This window comes from uncultured Subdoligranulum sp. (assembly GCF_963931595.1).
Lineage (GTDB): Bacteria > Bacillota > Clostridia > Oscillospirales > Ruminococcaceae > Gemmiger.
Genome location: NZ_OZ007030.1, coordinates 1,004,227 through 1,017,266 on the forward strand (window position 1 = coordinate 1,004,227; position 13,040 = coordinate 1,017,266).

The 13,040-nt window shown below is 56.2% G+C and carries 10 protein-coding genes and 3 tRNA genes; 11 read left to right on the forward strand and 2 right to left on the reverse strand.

The window, feature by feature from the left end; translation table 11 throughout:
• Positions 1–178: 178 nt before the first annotated feature.
• The 5 genes from ABGT73_RS04710 to ABGT73_RS04730 all read left to right on the forward strand — a co-directional run bounded on the left by ABGT73_RS04710 (position 179) and on the right by ABGT73_RS04730 (position 3,339).
• Positions 179–255: transfer RNA gene (locus tag ABGT73_RS04710), tRNA-Asp, on the forward strand.
• Between the two features lie 3 nt (positions 256–258).
• Positions 259–334: transfer RNA gene (locus tag ABGT73_RS04715), tRNA-Thr, on the forward strand.
• Between the two features lie 43 nt (positions 335–377).
• Positions 378–453 (forward strand) — tRNA-Trp (locus ABGT73_RS04720).
• A gap of 126 nt (positions 454–579) precedes the next feature.
• Complete coding sequence (locus ABGT73_RS04725; protein ID WP_346668664.1) at positions 580–1,974, forward strand: MATE family efflux transporter; 1,395 nt, start codon at positions 580–582, stop codon at positions 1,972–1,974.
• Positions 1,975–2,073: 99 nt separating this feature from the next.
• Complete coding sequence (locus ABGT73_RS04730) at positions 2,074–3,339, forward strand: diaminopimelate decarboxylase (RefSeq protein ID WP_346668665.1); 1,266 nt, start codon at positions 2,074–2,076, stop codon at positions 3,337–3,339.
• A 63-nt stretch (positions 3,340–3,402) separates the two neighbouring features.
• Here ABGT73_RS04730 and mnmA read toward each other — a convergent pair whose 3' ends face one another.
• Both mnmA and rnhA read right to left on the reverse strand, forming a co-directional pair.
• Positions 3,403–4,449: a tRNA 2-thiouridine(34) synthase MnmA gene (mnmA, locus tag ABGT73_RS04735; RefSeq protein ID WP_346668666.1), complete on the reverse strand. Its 1,047-nt coding sequence runs from the start codon at positions 4,447–4,449 to the stop codon at positions 3,403–3,405.
• 19 nt (positions 4,450–4,468) lie between these two features.
• The gene (rnhA, locus tag ABGT73_RS04740) at positions 4,469–4,930 is read right to left on the reverse strand and encodes a ribonuclease HI (RefSeq protein ID WP_346668667.1); all 462 of its coding nucleotides are present in this window, start codon (positions 4,928–4,930) and stop codon (positions 4,469–4,471) included.
• A gap of 268 nt (positions 4,931–5,198) precedes the next feature.
• Here rnhA and ABGT73_RS04745 point away from each other — a divergent pair, with 268 nt between their 5' ends.
• Genes ABGT73_RS04745 through hpt form a run of 6 tightly spaced genes read left to right on the forward strand, consistent with a single transcriptional unit; the run spans position 5,199 to position 13,040 of the window.
• A complete protein-coding gene (locus tag ABGT73_RS04745; protein WP_346668668.1) occupies positions 5,199–7,175 on the forward strand; it encodes a ribonuclease J in 1,977 nt (658 codons plus the stop codon).
• 37 nt (positions 7,176–7,212) lie between these two features.
• Positions 7,213–9,192, forward strand: coding sequence for a DHH family phosphoesterase (locus ABGT73_RS04750; protein WP_346668669.1), 1,980 nt, complete (start codon positions 7,213–7,215; stop codon positions 9,190–9,192).
• Positions 9,193–9,212: 20 nt separating this feature from the next.
• Positions 9,213–9,659, forward strand: coding sequence for a 50S ribosomal protein L9 (rplI, locus tag ABGT73_RS04755; protein WP_346668670.1), 447 nt, complete (start codon positions 9,213–9,215; stop codon positions 9,657–9,659).
• A 40-nt stretch (positions 9,660–9,699) separates the two neighbouring features.
• Positions 9,700–11,103, forward strand: a complete 1,404-nt coding sequence (gene dnaB / locus ABGT73_RS04760; RefSeq protein WP_346668671.1) for a replicative DNA helicase — start codon at positions 9,700–9,702, stop codon at positions 11,101–11,103.
• A complete protein-coding gene (gene tilS / locus ABGT73_RS04765; protein ID WP_346668672.1) occupies positions 11,093–12,487 on the forward strand; it encodes a tRNA lysidine(34) synthetase TilS in 1,395 nt (464 codons plus the stop codon). The genes dnaB and tilS overlap by 11 nt, the downstream gene beginning before the upstream one ends.
• Before the next feature lies 1 nt (position 12,488).
• A complete protein-coding gene (gene hpt, locus ABGT73_RS04770) occupies positions 12,489–13,040 on the forward strand; it encodes a hypoxanthine phosphoribosyltransferase (RefSeq protein WP_346668673.1) in 552 nt (183 codons plus the stop codon).

A 13,040-nucleotide genomic window follows, 5' to 3' on the forward strand; every position in this document is an offset into this window, starting at 1 on the left:
CCATGATACCACCGGCAGGAAAATAATGCAATCTGAAAACAAAAATGACGTATCAAAATCGAAAAAGAAAAAACTTCAAAAAAATCCAAAAAAAATCAAAAAAGGGGTTGACAGTTGGGGGTTCTTTGGCTATAATAATTGACGTTGCAGCCGCCACGGCGGACAACAAGCTGGGTATGGCCCGGTAGTTCAGTTGGTTAGAACGCTAGCCTGTCACGCTAGAGGTCGTCAGTTCGAGCCTGATTCGGGTCGCCATTTGCTGCTATAGCTCAGTTGGTAGAGCGCATCCTTGGTAAGGATGAGGTCAGCAGTTCAAATCTGCTTAGCAGCTCCAGCTAAACGCCCACAGCGTATCTTGCACTGTGGGCGTTTTATATAGGGGCATAGCTCAGTTGGTAGAGCAGCGGTCTCCAAAACCGCGTGCCGAGGGTTCGAATCCTTCTACCCCTGCCAAAAAGACCTGTCATTTGACAGGTCTTTTTTGTTGTAAAAATTAGGTTCCAAGGCTCTTGTTTTTCGCAGAAGCTGTGCTATAATACCAGACGCGAAATTTGAATGTATAGCAGGGGGATTTGGGATATGACAAAGGATTTGACAAGCGGGAGTCCGCTGAAAGTAATTTTGCTGTTCACGCTGCCGCTCACACTGGGCAATCTGTTTCAACAATTCTACGCGCTGGCCGACACCATTATTGTGGGAAAATACTGTGGTGTCAGCGCGCTGGCCTCCGTGGGGTCCACCGGCTCCATCAATTATCTGATTCTGGGTTTTGTGATCGGCGTGTGCAATGGTTTCGCCATCCCCATTGCGCAGCTTTTCGGCGCGCGGGATTATCACGATCTGCGCCGTCACGTGGCAAATGCGGCCTGGCTGTGTGTGGCCGGCAGTGTGATACTCACGGGCCTGACGGTGAGCCTGACACGGCCTTTGCTGATTCTGATGCAGACGCCGGCAGATATCCTGGACGGCGCCGCTGTCTATATCGGCTGGATTTTTGCAGGCATCCCGTTTATCTTTCTGTACAATATGGTGGCGGGGATTATGCGTGCATTGGGCGACAGCAAGACGCCGCTGTACTTCCTGATCCTGACCAGTGCTTTGAATATCGTTCTGGATCTGGTGTTCGTGATCCCGCTTCAGATGGGCATCTTTGGCGCGGCGCTGGCAACGGATCTTTCCCAGGCAGTTTCCGGTGTGCTGAGTTTTGCCTATCTGTGCCGCAGATTTGAAGTGCTCCGTATGGAAAAGGGGGAAGGGCGCCTGAATCAGAGGGCCTGTGTCCGCCTGCTTGGCATCGGGCTTCCCATGGGACTGCAGTGCAGCATCACGGCCATCGGCAGCGTCATTGTGCAGTGGGCGGTCAATATGCTGGGCAGCACGGCGGTGGCAGCGGTCACGGCGGCCAGCAAGACGATGAACCTTCTTACCGCTCCCCTGGAGAGTATCGGCACTGCCATGGCAACCTACGGTGGGCAGAACCTGGGAGCAGCGCGGATGGACCGCGTGCGCCAGGGCGTCCGCAGTGCCCTGCTGATTGCAACGATCTATGCCATCGGCTCGCTGATTCTGTTGCACTTCGGGGATGTGGCCATCATGGGGCTGTTCCTGGATACCTCCACCGAGGTGGACATTGTCCGCATGGGACAGGAGTATCTGTTCTGGAACAGTGTTTTCTTCATCCCGCTGGGGGCTCTGATCGTGTGGCGGTACACCATCCAGGGACTTGGCTATTCCACGCTGGCCATGATGGCCGGTGTGGCGGAGATGGTCGCGCGTACGGCGGTGGCCATCATTCTGGTTCCGGTTGTGGGGTATTTGGGTGCGGAACTGGCCAATCCCGCGGCCTGGGTGGCAGCCTGCCTGTTCCTGTATCCCGCCTACATGTGGACTTGCCGGCAGCTGGATAACCGGCTTCTGGCTGCCCGGCTGCACATGCAGAACAAGGCGGCCGAGGCAGAAGACCTTATTGTATAACGGTGTATAAATTTGCAAAGCCTCTTGCCGGATTTTCCAAAACGGTTTATAATACAAACGTTCTGAATGTAATCTGGGGGAAGCGGAAAGGAAAGAAAAATGTCGCAAAAACTGCCGTTCGTGACGCTGGAACAGGCCAAGGCCATCATCGCTGACGTGCCTACGCCGTTCCACCTGTATGATGAAAAGGGAATCCGGGAGAATGCCCGCCGTGTCAATGCGGCGTTTGCCTGGAACAAAGGATTCAAAGAATATTTCGCCGTAAAAGCCACGCCCAATCCGTATATCCTGAAAATCCTGCAGGAGGAAGGCTGCGGCGTGGACTGCTCCAGCTATACCGAACTGCTGATGAGTGAGGCGTGCGGTTTTACGGGGAGTGATATCATGTTCTCCTCCAACGATACGCCGGTGCAGGATATGCAGAAGGCCTACGAACTGGGCGCCTACATCAACCTGGATGATCTGACCCACGTGGAGTTCCTGCAGCGGGTGGCGGGTATTCCCAAAACCATCTGCTGCCGCTACAATCCGGGTGGAGTCTTTGACCTGGGCAATGGCATCATGGATAACCCCGGCGATGCCAAATATGGTATGAGCGAGGACCAGATGGCGGAGGCCTACACCAAATTGATGGCCTTGGGCGCCGAAGAGTTCGGCATTCACGCGTTCCTGGCCAGCAATACGGTCACCGATGAGTATTACCCGAAACTGGCGGGCATCCTGTTCCGTCTGGCGGTGCGTCTTCATGAGCGCACGGGTGCCAAGATCAAGTTCATCAACCTGTCGGGCGGCGTAGGCATCGCCTATCGCCCGGAGCAGCGCAGCAACGATATCGCCAAGATCGGCGAGGGCGTCCGCAAACAGTTTGAGGAAATTCTGGTTCCCGCTGGAATGGGGGATGTGGCGCTCTTCACCGAGATGGGCCGTTATATGCTGGCTCCTTACGGCGGCCTGGTCACGACGGTGCTGCACGAAAAGCACATCTACAAGGAGTACATCGGTGTGGATGCCTGCGCAGCCAACCTGATGCGCCCGGCCATGTATGGCGCCTACCATCACATCACGGTACTGGGCAAGGAGAACGAGCCCTGCGACCATAAGTACGACATCACCGGCGGTCTGTGCGAGAACAACGACAAGTTCGCCATTGACCGCATGATGCCAAAGATTGACAAAGGTGATGTGCTGTTCATCCATGATACCGGCGCCCATGGCTTCTCAATGGGATACAATTACAACGGCAAACTCCGCAGCGCGGAAGTTCTGCTGAAAGAGGACGGCACCCACCAGTTGATCCGCCGCGCAGAGACGCCGGAAGATTACTTCGCCACCTTTGATTTTACACCGTTCTTCAAAAAACACTGAATGTACGAAACAAGCCTTCCCGCGGCTGCGGGAAGGCTTGTTTATTTTTGTCTTGGAAAGAAGTCAGTCGGTTTCGGCGATGATACCGCCGCCATATACTGTGCCGTTACAATAGAACACCGCACTTTGCCCGGGCGCCGGTGCGCGGACCGGTTCCGGGAACAGGATGCCTCCGTTGCCGTCATAGGAGCAGGGGGTGGGGCGGGCGGCACTGCGGATCTTGACAAGGTATTCGCCGGCAGGCAGAGGCTGTCCGTCCGGCGTTACCATACTCTGGAGCGTGACACGGGTGCTGTATTCCTGACCGGTTTCAGCCAGCTGAATGTCGCCGTTTTCCAGAATGGTCTTGACGAACAGAGGGCGCCCGGCGGCGATACCCAGTCCTTTGCGCTGGCCCACCGTGTAATGGTCGACGCCGGCGTGTGCGCCGAGATCTTCGCCCTGGGGGCCGATGAAATGCCCGGTTTTCGGAGTGAATCCCCGCTGCCGGATATAGGCGGCATAATCTCCGTCCGGGATAAAGCAGATCTCCATAGAGTCCGGCGCATCGGCACAGGCAAGGTGCAGCTCACGGGCCATGGCACGGATGTCATCTTTCTCGAATTCTCCCAAGGGAAGGATCAGCTTGCGGAGAATATCCTGCGGCAGACGGTAAAGCATATAGCTCTGGTCGCGGGCGGCGCTTTCGGGCACGGCAATCCGGCTGATGCCGTCGTTATCAACCTGCACACGGGCGTAATGGCCGGTGGAAATCCAGGAACAGCCCAGCTCGTCGGCCTTTTCAGACAGCAGACGGAACTTGACAAAGGGATTGCATGCGATGCAGGGATTGGGGGTCTTCCCGGCGCAATAGCTTTCACAGAAAGGCTGAATCACAAACCGCTCAAAGGCGTCCTGTGCATCGATGACGTGCAGCGGAATGCCGAGGGTATCGGCGGATTCCCTGGCTGCCGCAACAGCGCCTTCGTGCGCCGGCGAAAAACGGATGACGGCGCCTTGTACGGCAAATCCCTGATCCTGCAGGATGCGGACAGCGACGCTGGAATCGACGCCGCCGCTCATGCCCATCAGAACGGTCTGCTGCTTTTCAAAGGTGTTGAAACCTTCCATAGAAGTCCTCCTTGCGGTATTAGGCCTGCCGGCCACCGTGTTTTTTGCTCTGCTCCACGGCCATGCGGTCACAGCGCTCATTTTCGGGGTGCCCGGCGTGTCCTTTGAGCCAGTGGTAGGTGAGCTGGTGTTTCTCGCTTTCGGCGAGCAATGGCGCCCAGAGATCGGCATTCAGGGCGGGGGTTTTATCCGCTTTTTTCCAGCCGCGGGCGCGCCAGCCTTTGGCCCATCCTTTTTCCAGTGCGTTGATCACATACTGGCTGTCACTGTACAGATCAATGGCACAGGGCTCCTTCAGCTGGCGCAACGCCTCCAGCAGCGCGGTCATCTCCATGCGGTTGTTGGTAGTCTGTGCATTTCCGCCGGACAGCTCCTTCTCATATATCTTGTCCCGAGTGCGAAAACGCAGGATGGCACCCCAGCCGCCGGGGCCGGGGTTGCCGCTGCAGGCTCCGTCGGTATAGATCTCAATTTGTTTCATATAAATCTCCTGGTACTGGCAATAATCCTTGTACAGGAATTATACCCGCTTTGCTTCCTTATGGCAAGTTTGACAAGATAAAGGAGAGCGTTTATAATATTTGATAACTGCAATGTTGTGTATAGACGGGGCCCGGCCGCGCCTTTTCAGGCGGACTTTTCGCGCCCACCCAAAGAACAAATACATAAATCGCAAATACAGGATAGAAAACCCGGCGGATACTGTTTGCAGGTGTCGGGTTCTGTCGTCAGAAAGTATGGAGGTTTTCATGGAAGAAGTTAAGCCCAAACGCAAAGTGACGAATTCCCGCCCCGGACAGGCTTCCGGAGAAAAAAACGCCGCGCATCGCGCACCCCGTTCAGATAAAAAGACCCAAACCGGCACTGCACCGCGCAAGCCCCGGCGCCGCACGGCGCAGCCTGCGGCAGCTGACATTGCAACAGCTGCACAGAGCACGCCCGCTCCGCGTTCCCGCCGCAGCCACAGCCAGCAGGGACAAAACAATCATGGGGCGCCTGCCAACAACAAGCCGACCCGGCGCGGCCGTAGACAGCAGCCGCACAGCTATGAAATGACACCGGCTATTCCGATGCATATCTGCCCGCTGGGCGGTCTGGGAGAAGTGGGCAAAAACATTACTCTGTACGAGTGCCAGGGTGATATGATTCTGGTGGACTGTGGTTTGGTGTTCCCCGATGCAGATATGTTCGGCGTGGACCTGGTCATTCCTGATTTCACCTATGTGCTGGAGAACAAGGACCGGATCAAAGGTCTGTTTATCACCCACGGCCATGAGGACCACATCGGCAGCCTGCCCTATCTTCTGAAAAAATTCAATGTGCCGATCTACGCAGCCCGCCTGACCATCGGCCTGATCAAGAACAAGCTGGAAGAGCATGGTCTGGCCTCCAGTGCGATTTTCCATGAAATTCGCCCGCGCCAGAAGGTCAAGCTGGGGTGCTTCACGGTGGAGCCCATCCATGTGAACCACTCCATTCCGGACGCATTGGCCTTTGCCATTGAGTGCCCGGCGGGCATTGTGATTCATACCGGCGACTTCAAGGTGGATTACACGCCTCTTTCCGGGGATGCGGTGACCGACCTGTCCACCATTGCGGAGTATGGCCGCCGTGGCGTGCTGGCCCTGCTGGCCGACTCCACCAACGCGGAACGTCCCGGCTTCACGGCCACAGAGCAGACGGTGGCGGAAGGTGTCCGCCGACTGTTTGCCCGCGCCCGCAACCGCAGAATCATCGTGGCAACCTTTGCCTCCAATATTTACCGTGTCCAGCAGATCATCGATCTGGCCATTGAATCGGGACGTAAGGTCGCCGTGAGCGGCCGCAGCATGGTGTCCAATACCGAGATGGCGCGGGAACTGGGGTACCTGCATGCGCCGGACAACGTGCTTATCGATATTGACGAGGTCAACAAGTATCCGCCGGAGAAGGTGGTGCTGATCACGACCGGCAGCCAGGGCGAACCGCTGTCCGCACTGTCCCGGATGGCGCAGGCCAGCCATCGCCAGGTAAAGGTTGGCCCCAATGATTTCATCATCATTTCGGCCCGCCCGATCCCCGGAAACGAAAAGACGGTGACCAAGGTGGTCAACGGTCTTCTGAGCCTGGGCGCAGAAGTGATCTACGAGAACATGTATGATACCCATGTTTCGGGTCATGCCTGCCAGGAAGAGCAGAAACTGATGCTCACACTGGCGCATCCCCAGTTCTTCCTGCCGGTGCACGGCGAGTTCAAGCAGCTCAAACGTCATGCCGAAACGGCGGAGCATCTGGGGTATGTGCCGAAACAGAACATCTATATTGCGGAGAACGGACAGAATATCCGGATCTCGGCGGACGGCATGACGGTGGAGAACACCGTCACGGCCGGTGCTGTGATGGTGGATGGATACGGTGTGGGCGATGTGGGCAACGTCGTTCTGCGGGACCGCCATCATCTGTCGGAGGATGGTATCATCGTTGTGACGGCAGCTGTGGACGGTTCCAACGGCCAGGTCCTTTCGGGCCCGGACATCGTCAGCCGCGGCTTTGTCTATGTGCGGGAAAGCGAAGAACTGATGGATGGTCTGCGCACCCAGGTGGAAATGGCTTTGGACCGCAGCCTGAGCGATAACATGCATGACTGGGCCAGCGTGAAAGCCCGGGTGCGTGAGGCGCTGTCCAGCTATATCTATCGCCGCACCAAACGCAGCCCGATGATTCTGCCCATCCTGCTGGAAGTTTGAAAATCCGCCCGTCGGGCGGAAATGTGGGGTTTTCACCATGAAACACAAAGATGGCCTGGATGTGGCAGCAATTTTGTTGCTGCTGCTGGTGGCGCTGGTGGTTATGGTTGTGCCAGTGGCCCTTGTTTCGCCGCGGTGGCTTCTCGTGCCGCTGGTGCTGGTGGCTCTGGCATTTGGTGTACTGTGGTATAAACGGCGCAAATTGCGTGCCTATGTGGCCGAACAGCTATGCAGTACGGATTTTGAAAACAGCCGCATCCAGTACAGCCTGACCGGACTGCCGATCCCCACCATGCTCGTTGCGGATGGACGGATTCTGTGGTATAATGCCTTCTTCCGGGAAAAAGTCCTGAACGGCAGCGACGTGGTAACACGTCCTGTGGACCGGGTATTCCCGGATCTGGATCTGGCGGTCTGTTCGCGTCCCCATGGTCAGGATCTGGCTGTGGGGGAGCGGCGCTACACTGCGTATGCAGGGGCAGCCAAGGGAAGCCGCGGCGCCAGTATTGTGTATCTGGTGGACGATACGTTCTACAAGCAGACCCTGGAGGAATATACCGAGAGCCGCCCGGCCTGTCTGATTATTGTCATCGACAGTTACGATGAACTGTTTGACGATATGAAGGACAGTGAACAGGCAAAAGAACTGGAAGCCATCAACAGCCTGCTGGAAACCTATATCGGACGGAGCACCGGCTTCCTGCGCAGAGTGTCCAACAGCCGATATATTGCGGTGGTGGAAGAACGCGATGTCCGATGGATGATCCAGGAGCGGTTTGATATCCTGGATAAGGTACGCGCTTTGCATCCGGGCGGACTTACCACCTTGTCCATCGGCGTGGGACACGGCGGAAAAACTTTGCAGGAATGCCACCAGATGGCACGGGAAAGTATCGACATTGCGCTGGGACGCGGCGGCGATCAGGCGGCTGTCAAAACCGTAGATGGATTTGAGTTCTACGGCGGTATTTCCCACGGCGTGGAAAAGCGCAGTCATGTGCGCAGCCGGATCATCTCCCGCGCGCTGTGTGATCTCATCAAGAGAAGCGACAGCGTCATCATCATGGGCCACCGCATGAGTGATCTGGATGCGGTGGGCTCGGCGATCGGCGTACTGCGGATCTGCAAGATGTGCGGGGTGCCGGCTGTGATCGCCATCAACAGCGATGCCACGCTGGCGGGGCCGCTGCTGAAGGCTTTTCTGGATGCCGGATGCGGCAAGGATTTTATTCCGCCGGATCAGACGCTGGAGGTCCTTACCCCCAACACATTGCTGATCGTGGTGGATACCTACCAGGTCCGACTGCTGGAAAGCCAGAAAATTTACGAAAAGTGCAAGCGCATTGTGGTCATCGATCATCATCGCATGGCGGTGGGACACATCGACAAGCCGCTTTTGCTGTACCATGAACCCTATGCGTCCAGTACCAGCGAACTGGTTTGCGAGCTGCTGCAGTTCATGCCGAAGGAAGGCAACATCACGCCGCTGGAGGCCCAGGCATTGTTGGCAGGTATCATGCTGGATACCCGCAGTTTTGCCCTGCACGTGGGCGTGAGGACTTTTGAAGCCGCTGCGTGGCTGCGAAGCCGCGGCGCCCAGACAGCCGAGACCAAACTGTTGTTCAACACATCCAAAGAGGAGTATGAGGCGCGCGCCCACATCGTGGAGAGCGCTTACATATACAAGGGGTGTGCGATCGCACTGTCGGGCGAACTGGATGCCGGCATGAACGTGGTGCTGCCGATGGCTGCCAATGATCTGCTGACCATCAATGGTGTGGATGCCAGTTTTGTGGCGGTGGCCAAAAACGGCGGGGTGAACATTTCTGCCCGCAGTATGGGCGCCCTGAATGTCCAGGTCATCCTGGAACCGCTGGGCGGCGGAGGTCATCTGATGATGGCAGGCGCGCAGCTGCAGAATTGTACACTGGATGAAGCGGAACATAAGATCCGCGAACAGATTGACCTGTATCGTGCCTCGCAGGCAGTAAATGCCGCGGCGGCACCTATGCATTGATAGAATCGGAGGGTAATGATATGAAAATCATTCTGAAACAGGATGTGAAAACCATCGGCAAGAAGGACGAAATCCATGAGGTTTCGGACGGATACGCCCGCAATTTCCTTTTCCCGCGTGGTCTGGCAGCGCCCGCTGATGCGGCAGCCCTGAACCAGGCCCGGACCAAGAGCGAGGCGAAAGCACACCATGAGGCGGAAGCCCGGGCCGCTGCCCAGGCTCTGGCAGAGAAGATCCAGGGCCAGACGGTGGCGACCAAGATCAAAGGCGGTGCGTCCGGCAAACTGTATGGCAAAGTTACCGGCAAGGAAGTAGCCGAGCTGCTGACCAAACTCACGGGCACGGAAATTGACAAGAAAAAGGTGGAACTTCCCTCGGCCATCAAGGAATTCGGCAGCTATGATGCGACGGTCCGGCTGTATGCCGGTGTGACGGCCACCTTCAAAGTGAAAGTGGAAGAACTGTAAAGCAAAACTGCTTTTCAGCAAACCTGTAAAGGAAAGGAGGATGTTTGCTGTGCCGCGCAATGAAGAGTTGAGTCTTTCCAGTCTGGGCATTCAGATGCCCTACAATATGCAGGCGGAGCAAAGCATTCTCGGTGCGGCGCTGATGGATGAGACGATTCTCAACCGCCTCATCACCGATATGGAACCGGAGATGTTCTATTCGGATCAGAACCGTGCAGTCTACGAAACCATGCGTACGCTGTACACCGAGAGCGAAGCGGTGGACATCATTACGCTGGTCAACGCGCTGGCGGGAGCCGGTACGTTCGCCAGTGCCGACGACGCCAAGGTGTACATCACCCATATTGCCGAGACGGTTCCGGCCATTTCCAATGTCGATTCCTACTTCAAGATCGTCAAGGAAAAGTACCAGGCGCGTCGTCTGATCGAGGCGGCCCGCAGCATTCTCAGCGAAACGGCGAGCGGCGAGGATGCCGACTTGCTGCTGGAATCGGCAGAACAAAAAATCTACGATATCCGCAGCGGACGGGACAAATCGGGTGTCAAGACCATCCGGGAATCCATCCTGGAAGTCATTGATACGATGCAGAAGCTCAGCGGTGCGGACCGGGACAAGTTTGCCGGTATTCCCACCGGGTTCAATTACCTGGATACCGTGCTGACCGGTCTGGGACGTTCCGACCTGATCATTTTGGCAGCCCGTCCCGGTATGGGCAAGACCAGTTTTGCGTTGAATATTGCCACCAATGTGGCCCGCCAGCAGAAGGTGCCCACGATCATCTTCAGTCTGGAAATGACCTGTGAGCAGCTGACCGACCGTATTCTTTCCAGTACGGCCAACATTGACAGCCAGGCGTTTCGGACCGGTCGGCTGAACAATTCGGACTGGAACGATTTCGCACAGGCCACGTCGCTGCTTTACAATGCCCCCATCTATATGGATGACACCTCCGGCATTTCGGTCCCGGAGATCAAGGCAAAGATCCGCACGATCAACCAGGACCCCAAAAAAGACAAGATCGGGCTTGTGATCATCGATTACCTGCAGCTGATGCAGAGTGCCAAGCGGACGGAAAGCCGCGTACAGGAAATCAGTGATATCACGCGAAACCTCAAAATCATGGCAAAAGAGCTGAATGTGCCTGTCATTGCCCTGTCGCAGCTTTCCCGTGCGGCGGAAAAAACGGCCGGGCGGTCGGATCACCGGCCGCAGCTGTCCGACCTGCGTGACTCCGGCTCTATCGAACAGGATGCAGACATCGTCCTGTTCCTGTACCGTGCCGCGTACTACAATTCGCAGAACGGTGAAGAAAACCAGGCCAACGAGAACGAAGCCGAGTGCATTGTGGCCAAAAACCGTCACGGTGAGACCAGCGTGGTCCGCCTTGGCTGGGATGGCGCCCATACACGGTTCAGCAATTTGGATGTGACCCATGAGTTCTGAGGACGAAAAGGTAATTCAACATGTGGAAGAAACTTTGCTGGCATATTGCCGCCAGCAGGGTTTGTTCAAGTCTGGCGACAGAGTCATTGCGGCCTGCTCCGGGGGAGCAGACTCTATGGCTTTGTTGCTTTTTTTACTGCGCCGGCGCCGGGATCTGGAAATTGAGGTGTTGGCCACGCATGTCAATCACGGCATCCGCGGCGTGAACGCCATTGCAGATGCCAATTTCGTGACGGCATTCTGCCGTCAGAACGGTGTGGAACTGTTTCTGTATGATGCGGTCAAGGAAGGGGTTCAGATCCCGCAGCAGCCCAGCGAGGAATGGGCGAGAGGTCTGCGTTACGGCTGGTTCGATCAGCTGGCTGTACAGGAGGAAGCCTTCATTGCCACCGCCCATACCATGTCGGATCAGGTGGAGACTGTATTGTTCCGCATGGCCCGCGGAACGGGAGTGCATGGTATGGCGGGCATTCCACCGCGCCGCGGCTATTATGTCCGTCCCTGCCTCTGCCTGACGCGCGGTGAAACCGAAGCATACTGCGCTGCACTTGGGCAAAACTATGTGCAGGATGAGACCAATGCGGAAGATACCTACGCCCGGAACCGGATCCGGCATCATGCCATTCCTGCTTTGCAGTACGCCAATCCGGCAGCAGAGGTGGCAATTGCACGCCTTTGCCGCCAGATGCGGGATCTGGACCGGTGGCTAACCGGCGAAGCGGCCGCGCTGCTGCAGGCAGCCTCGATGGAAAAAGGATACGACGTGTCGGTGCTGCGCCGCGCGGAAGGGCCCGTTCTGGATGCTGCACTGCGTTCCCTGATCAGTCCGGTACGGGATGCGGAGGAAAAGTATATCACGCTGCTCCGTTTTCTCCTGCAAAGAGGGGAAGGGGCTCTTCAGCTTACTCCGGAAGTGACCTATAAAGTAAAAAACGGGATTCTGTTCCGGTTGACACCGGGAGGAATCCGCCCGCTTCCGGCACCGCCGCAGCCTTTCAGTGAAGGGCAATTTTTCCTGCCGGGTGGTTATTTTGTAGAATTTCGCCGTGTAAAGTATGAAGAATTTCTAAAAAATCAACCAATTTTCAAAAAAGACTTAAACTGTTGCGCAGATTGTGCTAAAATACAGAAGAATCTACAATTGCGCACGCGCCTGCCGGGAGATTTTTTCCGCCCGGCTGGTCGTCATGTACGCAAAACATTAAAAAAATACTATAACGAACTCGGGATTCCGCAGGATGAGCGTCCGTTGTTGCCGCTCCTGGCAGACGGCAGCGAAGTGCTTTGGTTGTGGGGCAGCGGTTTTGCCGAAGGCGTTGCGCCCGATCCCTATACCAATGAGGTGTGGATGGTTCGTACGGAGAAAGCCGAGGAGGATGAGTAATATGCAAAGCATGGATCAGGATATTGATCATATTTTAGTATCGGAAGAGCAGCTTCAGAACAAAGTGGCCGAGTTGGGAGCGCAGATCAGCCGGGATTACGAAGGACGGGATCTGCTGATGGTTTCCATTTTAAAAGGCTCTGTTGTCTTTATGGCAGACCTGATGCGTGCCGTCAAGATCCCCTGCGGCATTGATTTCATGGTGGTATCCAGCTACGGTGGCGCCAACACCATGTCCACCGGCCTGGTGAAGATCGTCAAAGACCTGGACGCCGATCTGACCGGCAAGGATGTCCTGATCGTTGAGGATATCTTGGATACGGGCATCACGCTGTCCCATCTGCTGCCGGTGCTTCGGATGCGCAATCCGCGCAGTGTGCGCCTTTGTACCATTTTGAGCAAGCCCAGCCGCCGCAAGGCAGAAATCGAGCCGGATTATCTCGGCTTTGAAGTCCCCGATGAATTTGTGGTGGGCTACGGGCTGGATTATGATGAAAAATACCGTAACCTGCCCTATGTGGGCGTTTTGAAACCCGAAGTGTACAGCAAATAA

Excerpts from the sequence above, each read along its gene's own strand:
- ABGT73_RS04725 (WP_346668664.1), top strand. The coding sequence starts at position 580 with ATGACAAAGGATTTGACAAGCGGGAGTCCGCTGAAAGTAATTTTGCTG.
- ABGT73_RS04730 (WP_346668665.1), top strand. The coding sequence starts at position 2,074 with ATGTCGCAAAAACTGCCGTTCGTGACGCTGGAACAGGCCAAGGCCATC.
- mnmA (WP_346668666.1), bottom strand. The coding sequence starts at position 4,449 with ATGGAAGGTTTCAACACCTTTGAAAAGCAGCAGACCGTTCTGATGGGC.
- rnhA (WP_346668667.1), bottom strand. The coding sequence starts at position 4,930 with ATGAAACAAATTGAGATCTATACCGACGGAGCCTGCAGCGGCAACCCC.
- ABGT73_RS04745 (WP_346668668.1), top strand. The coding sequence starts at position 5,199 with ATGGAAGAAGTTAAGCCCAAACGCAAAGTGACGAATTCCCGCCCCGGA.
- ABGT73_RS04750 (WP_346668669.1), top strand. The coding sequence starts at position 7,213 with ATGAAACACAAAGATGGCCTGGATGTGGCAGCAATTTTGTTGCTGCTG.
- rplI (WP_346668670.1), top strand. The coding sequence starts at position 9,213 with ATGAAAATCATTCTGAAACAGGATGTGAAAACCATCGGCAAGAAGGAC.
- dnaB (WP_346668671.1), top strand. The coding sequence starts at position 9,700 with ATGTTTGCTGTGCCGCGCAATGAAGAGTTGAGTCTTTCCAGTCTGGGC.
- tilS (WP_346668672.1), top strand. The coding sequence starts at position 11,093 with ATGAGTTCTGAGGACGAAAAGGTAATTCAACATGTGGAAGAAACTTTG.
- hpt (WP_346668673.1), top strand. The coding sequence starts at position 12,489 with ATGCAAAGCATGGATCAGGATATTGATCATATTTTAGTATCGGAAGAG.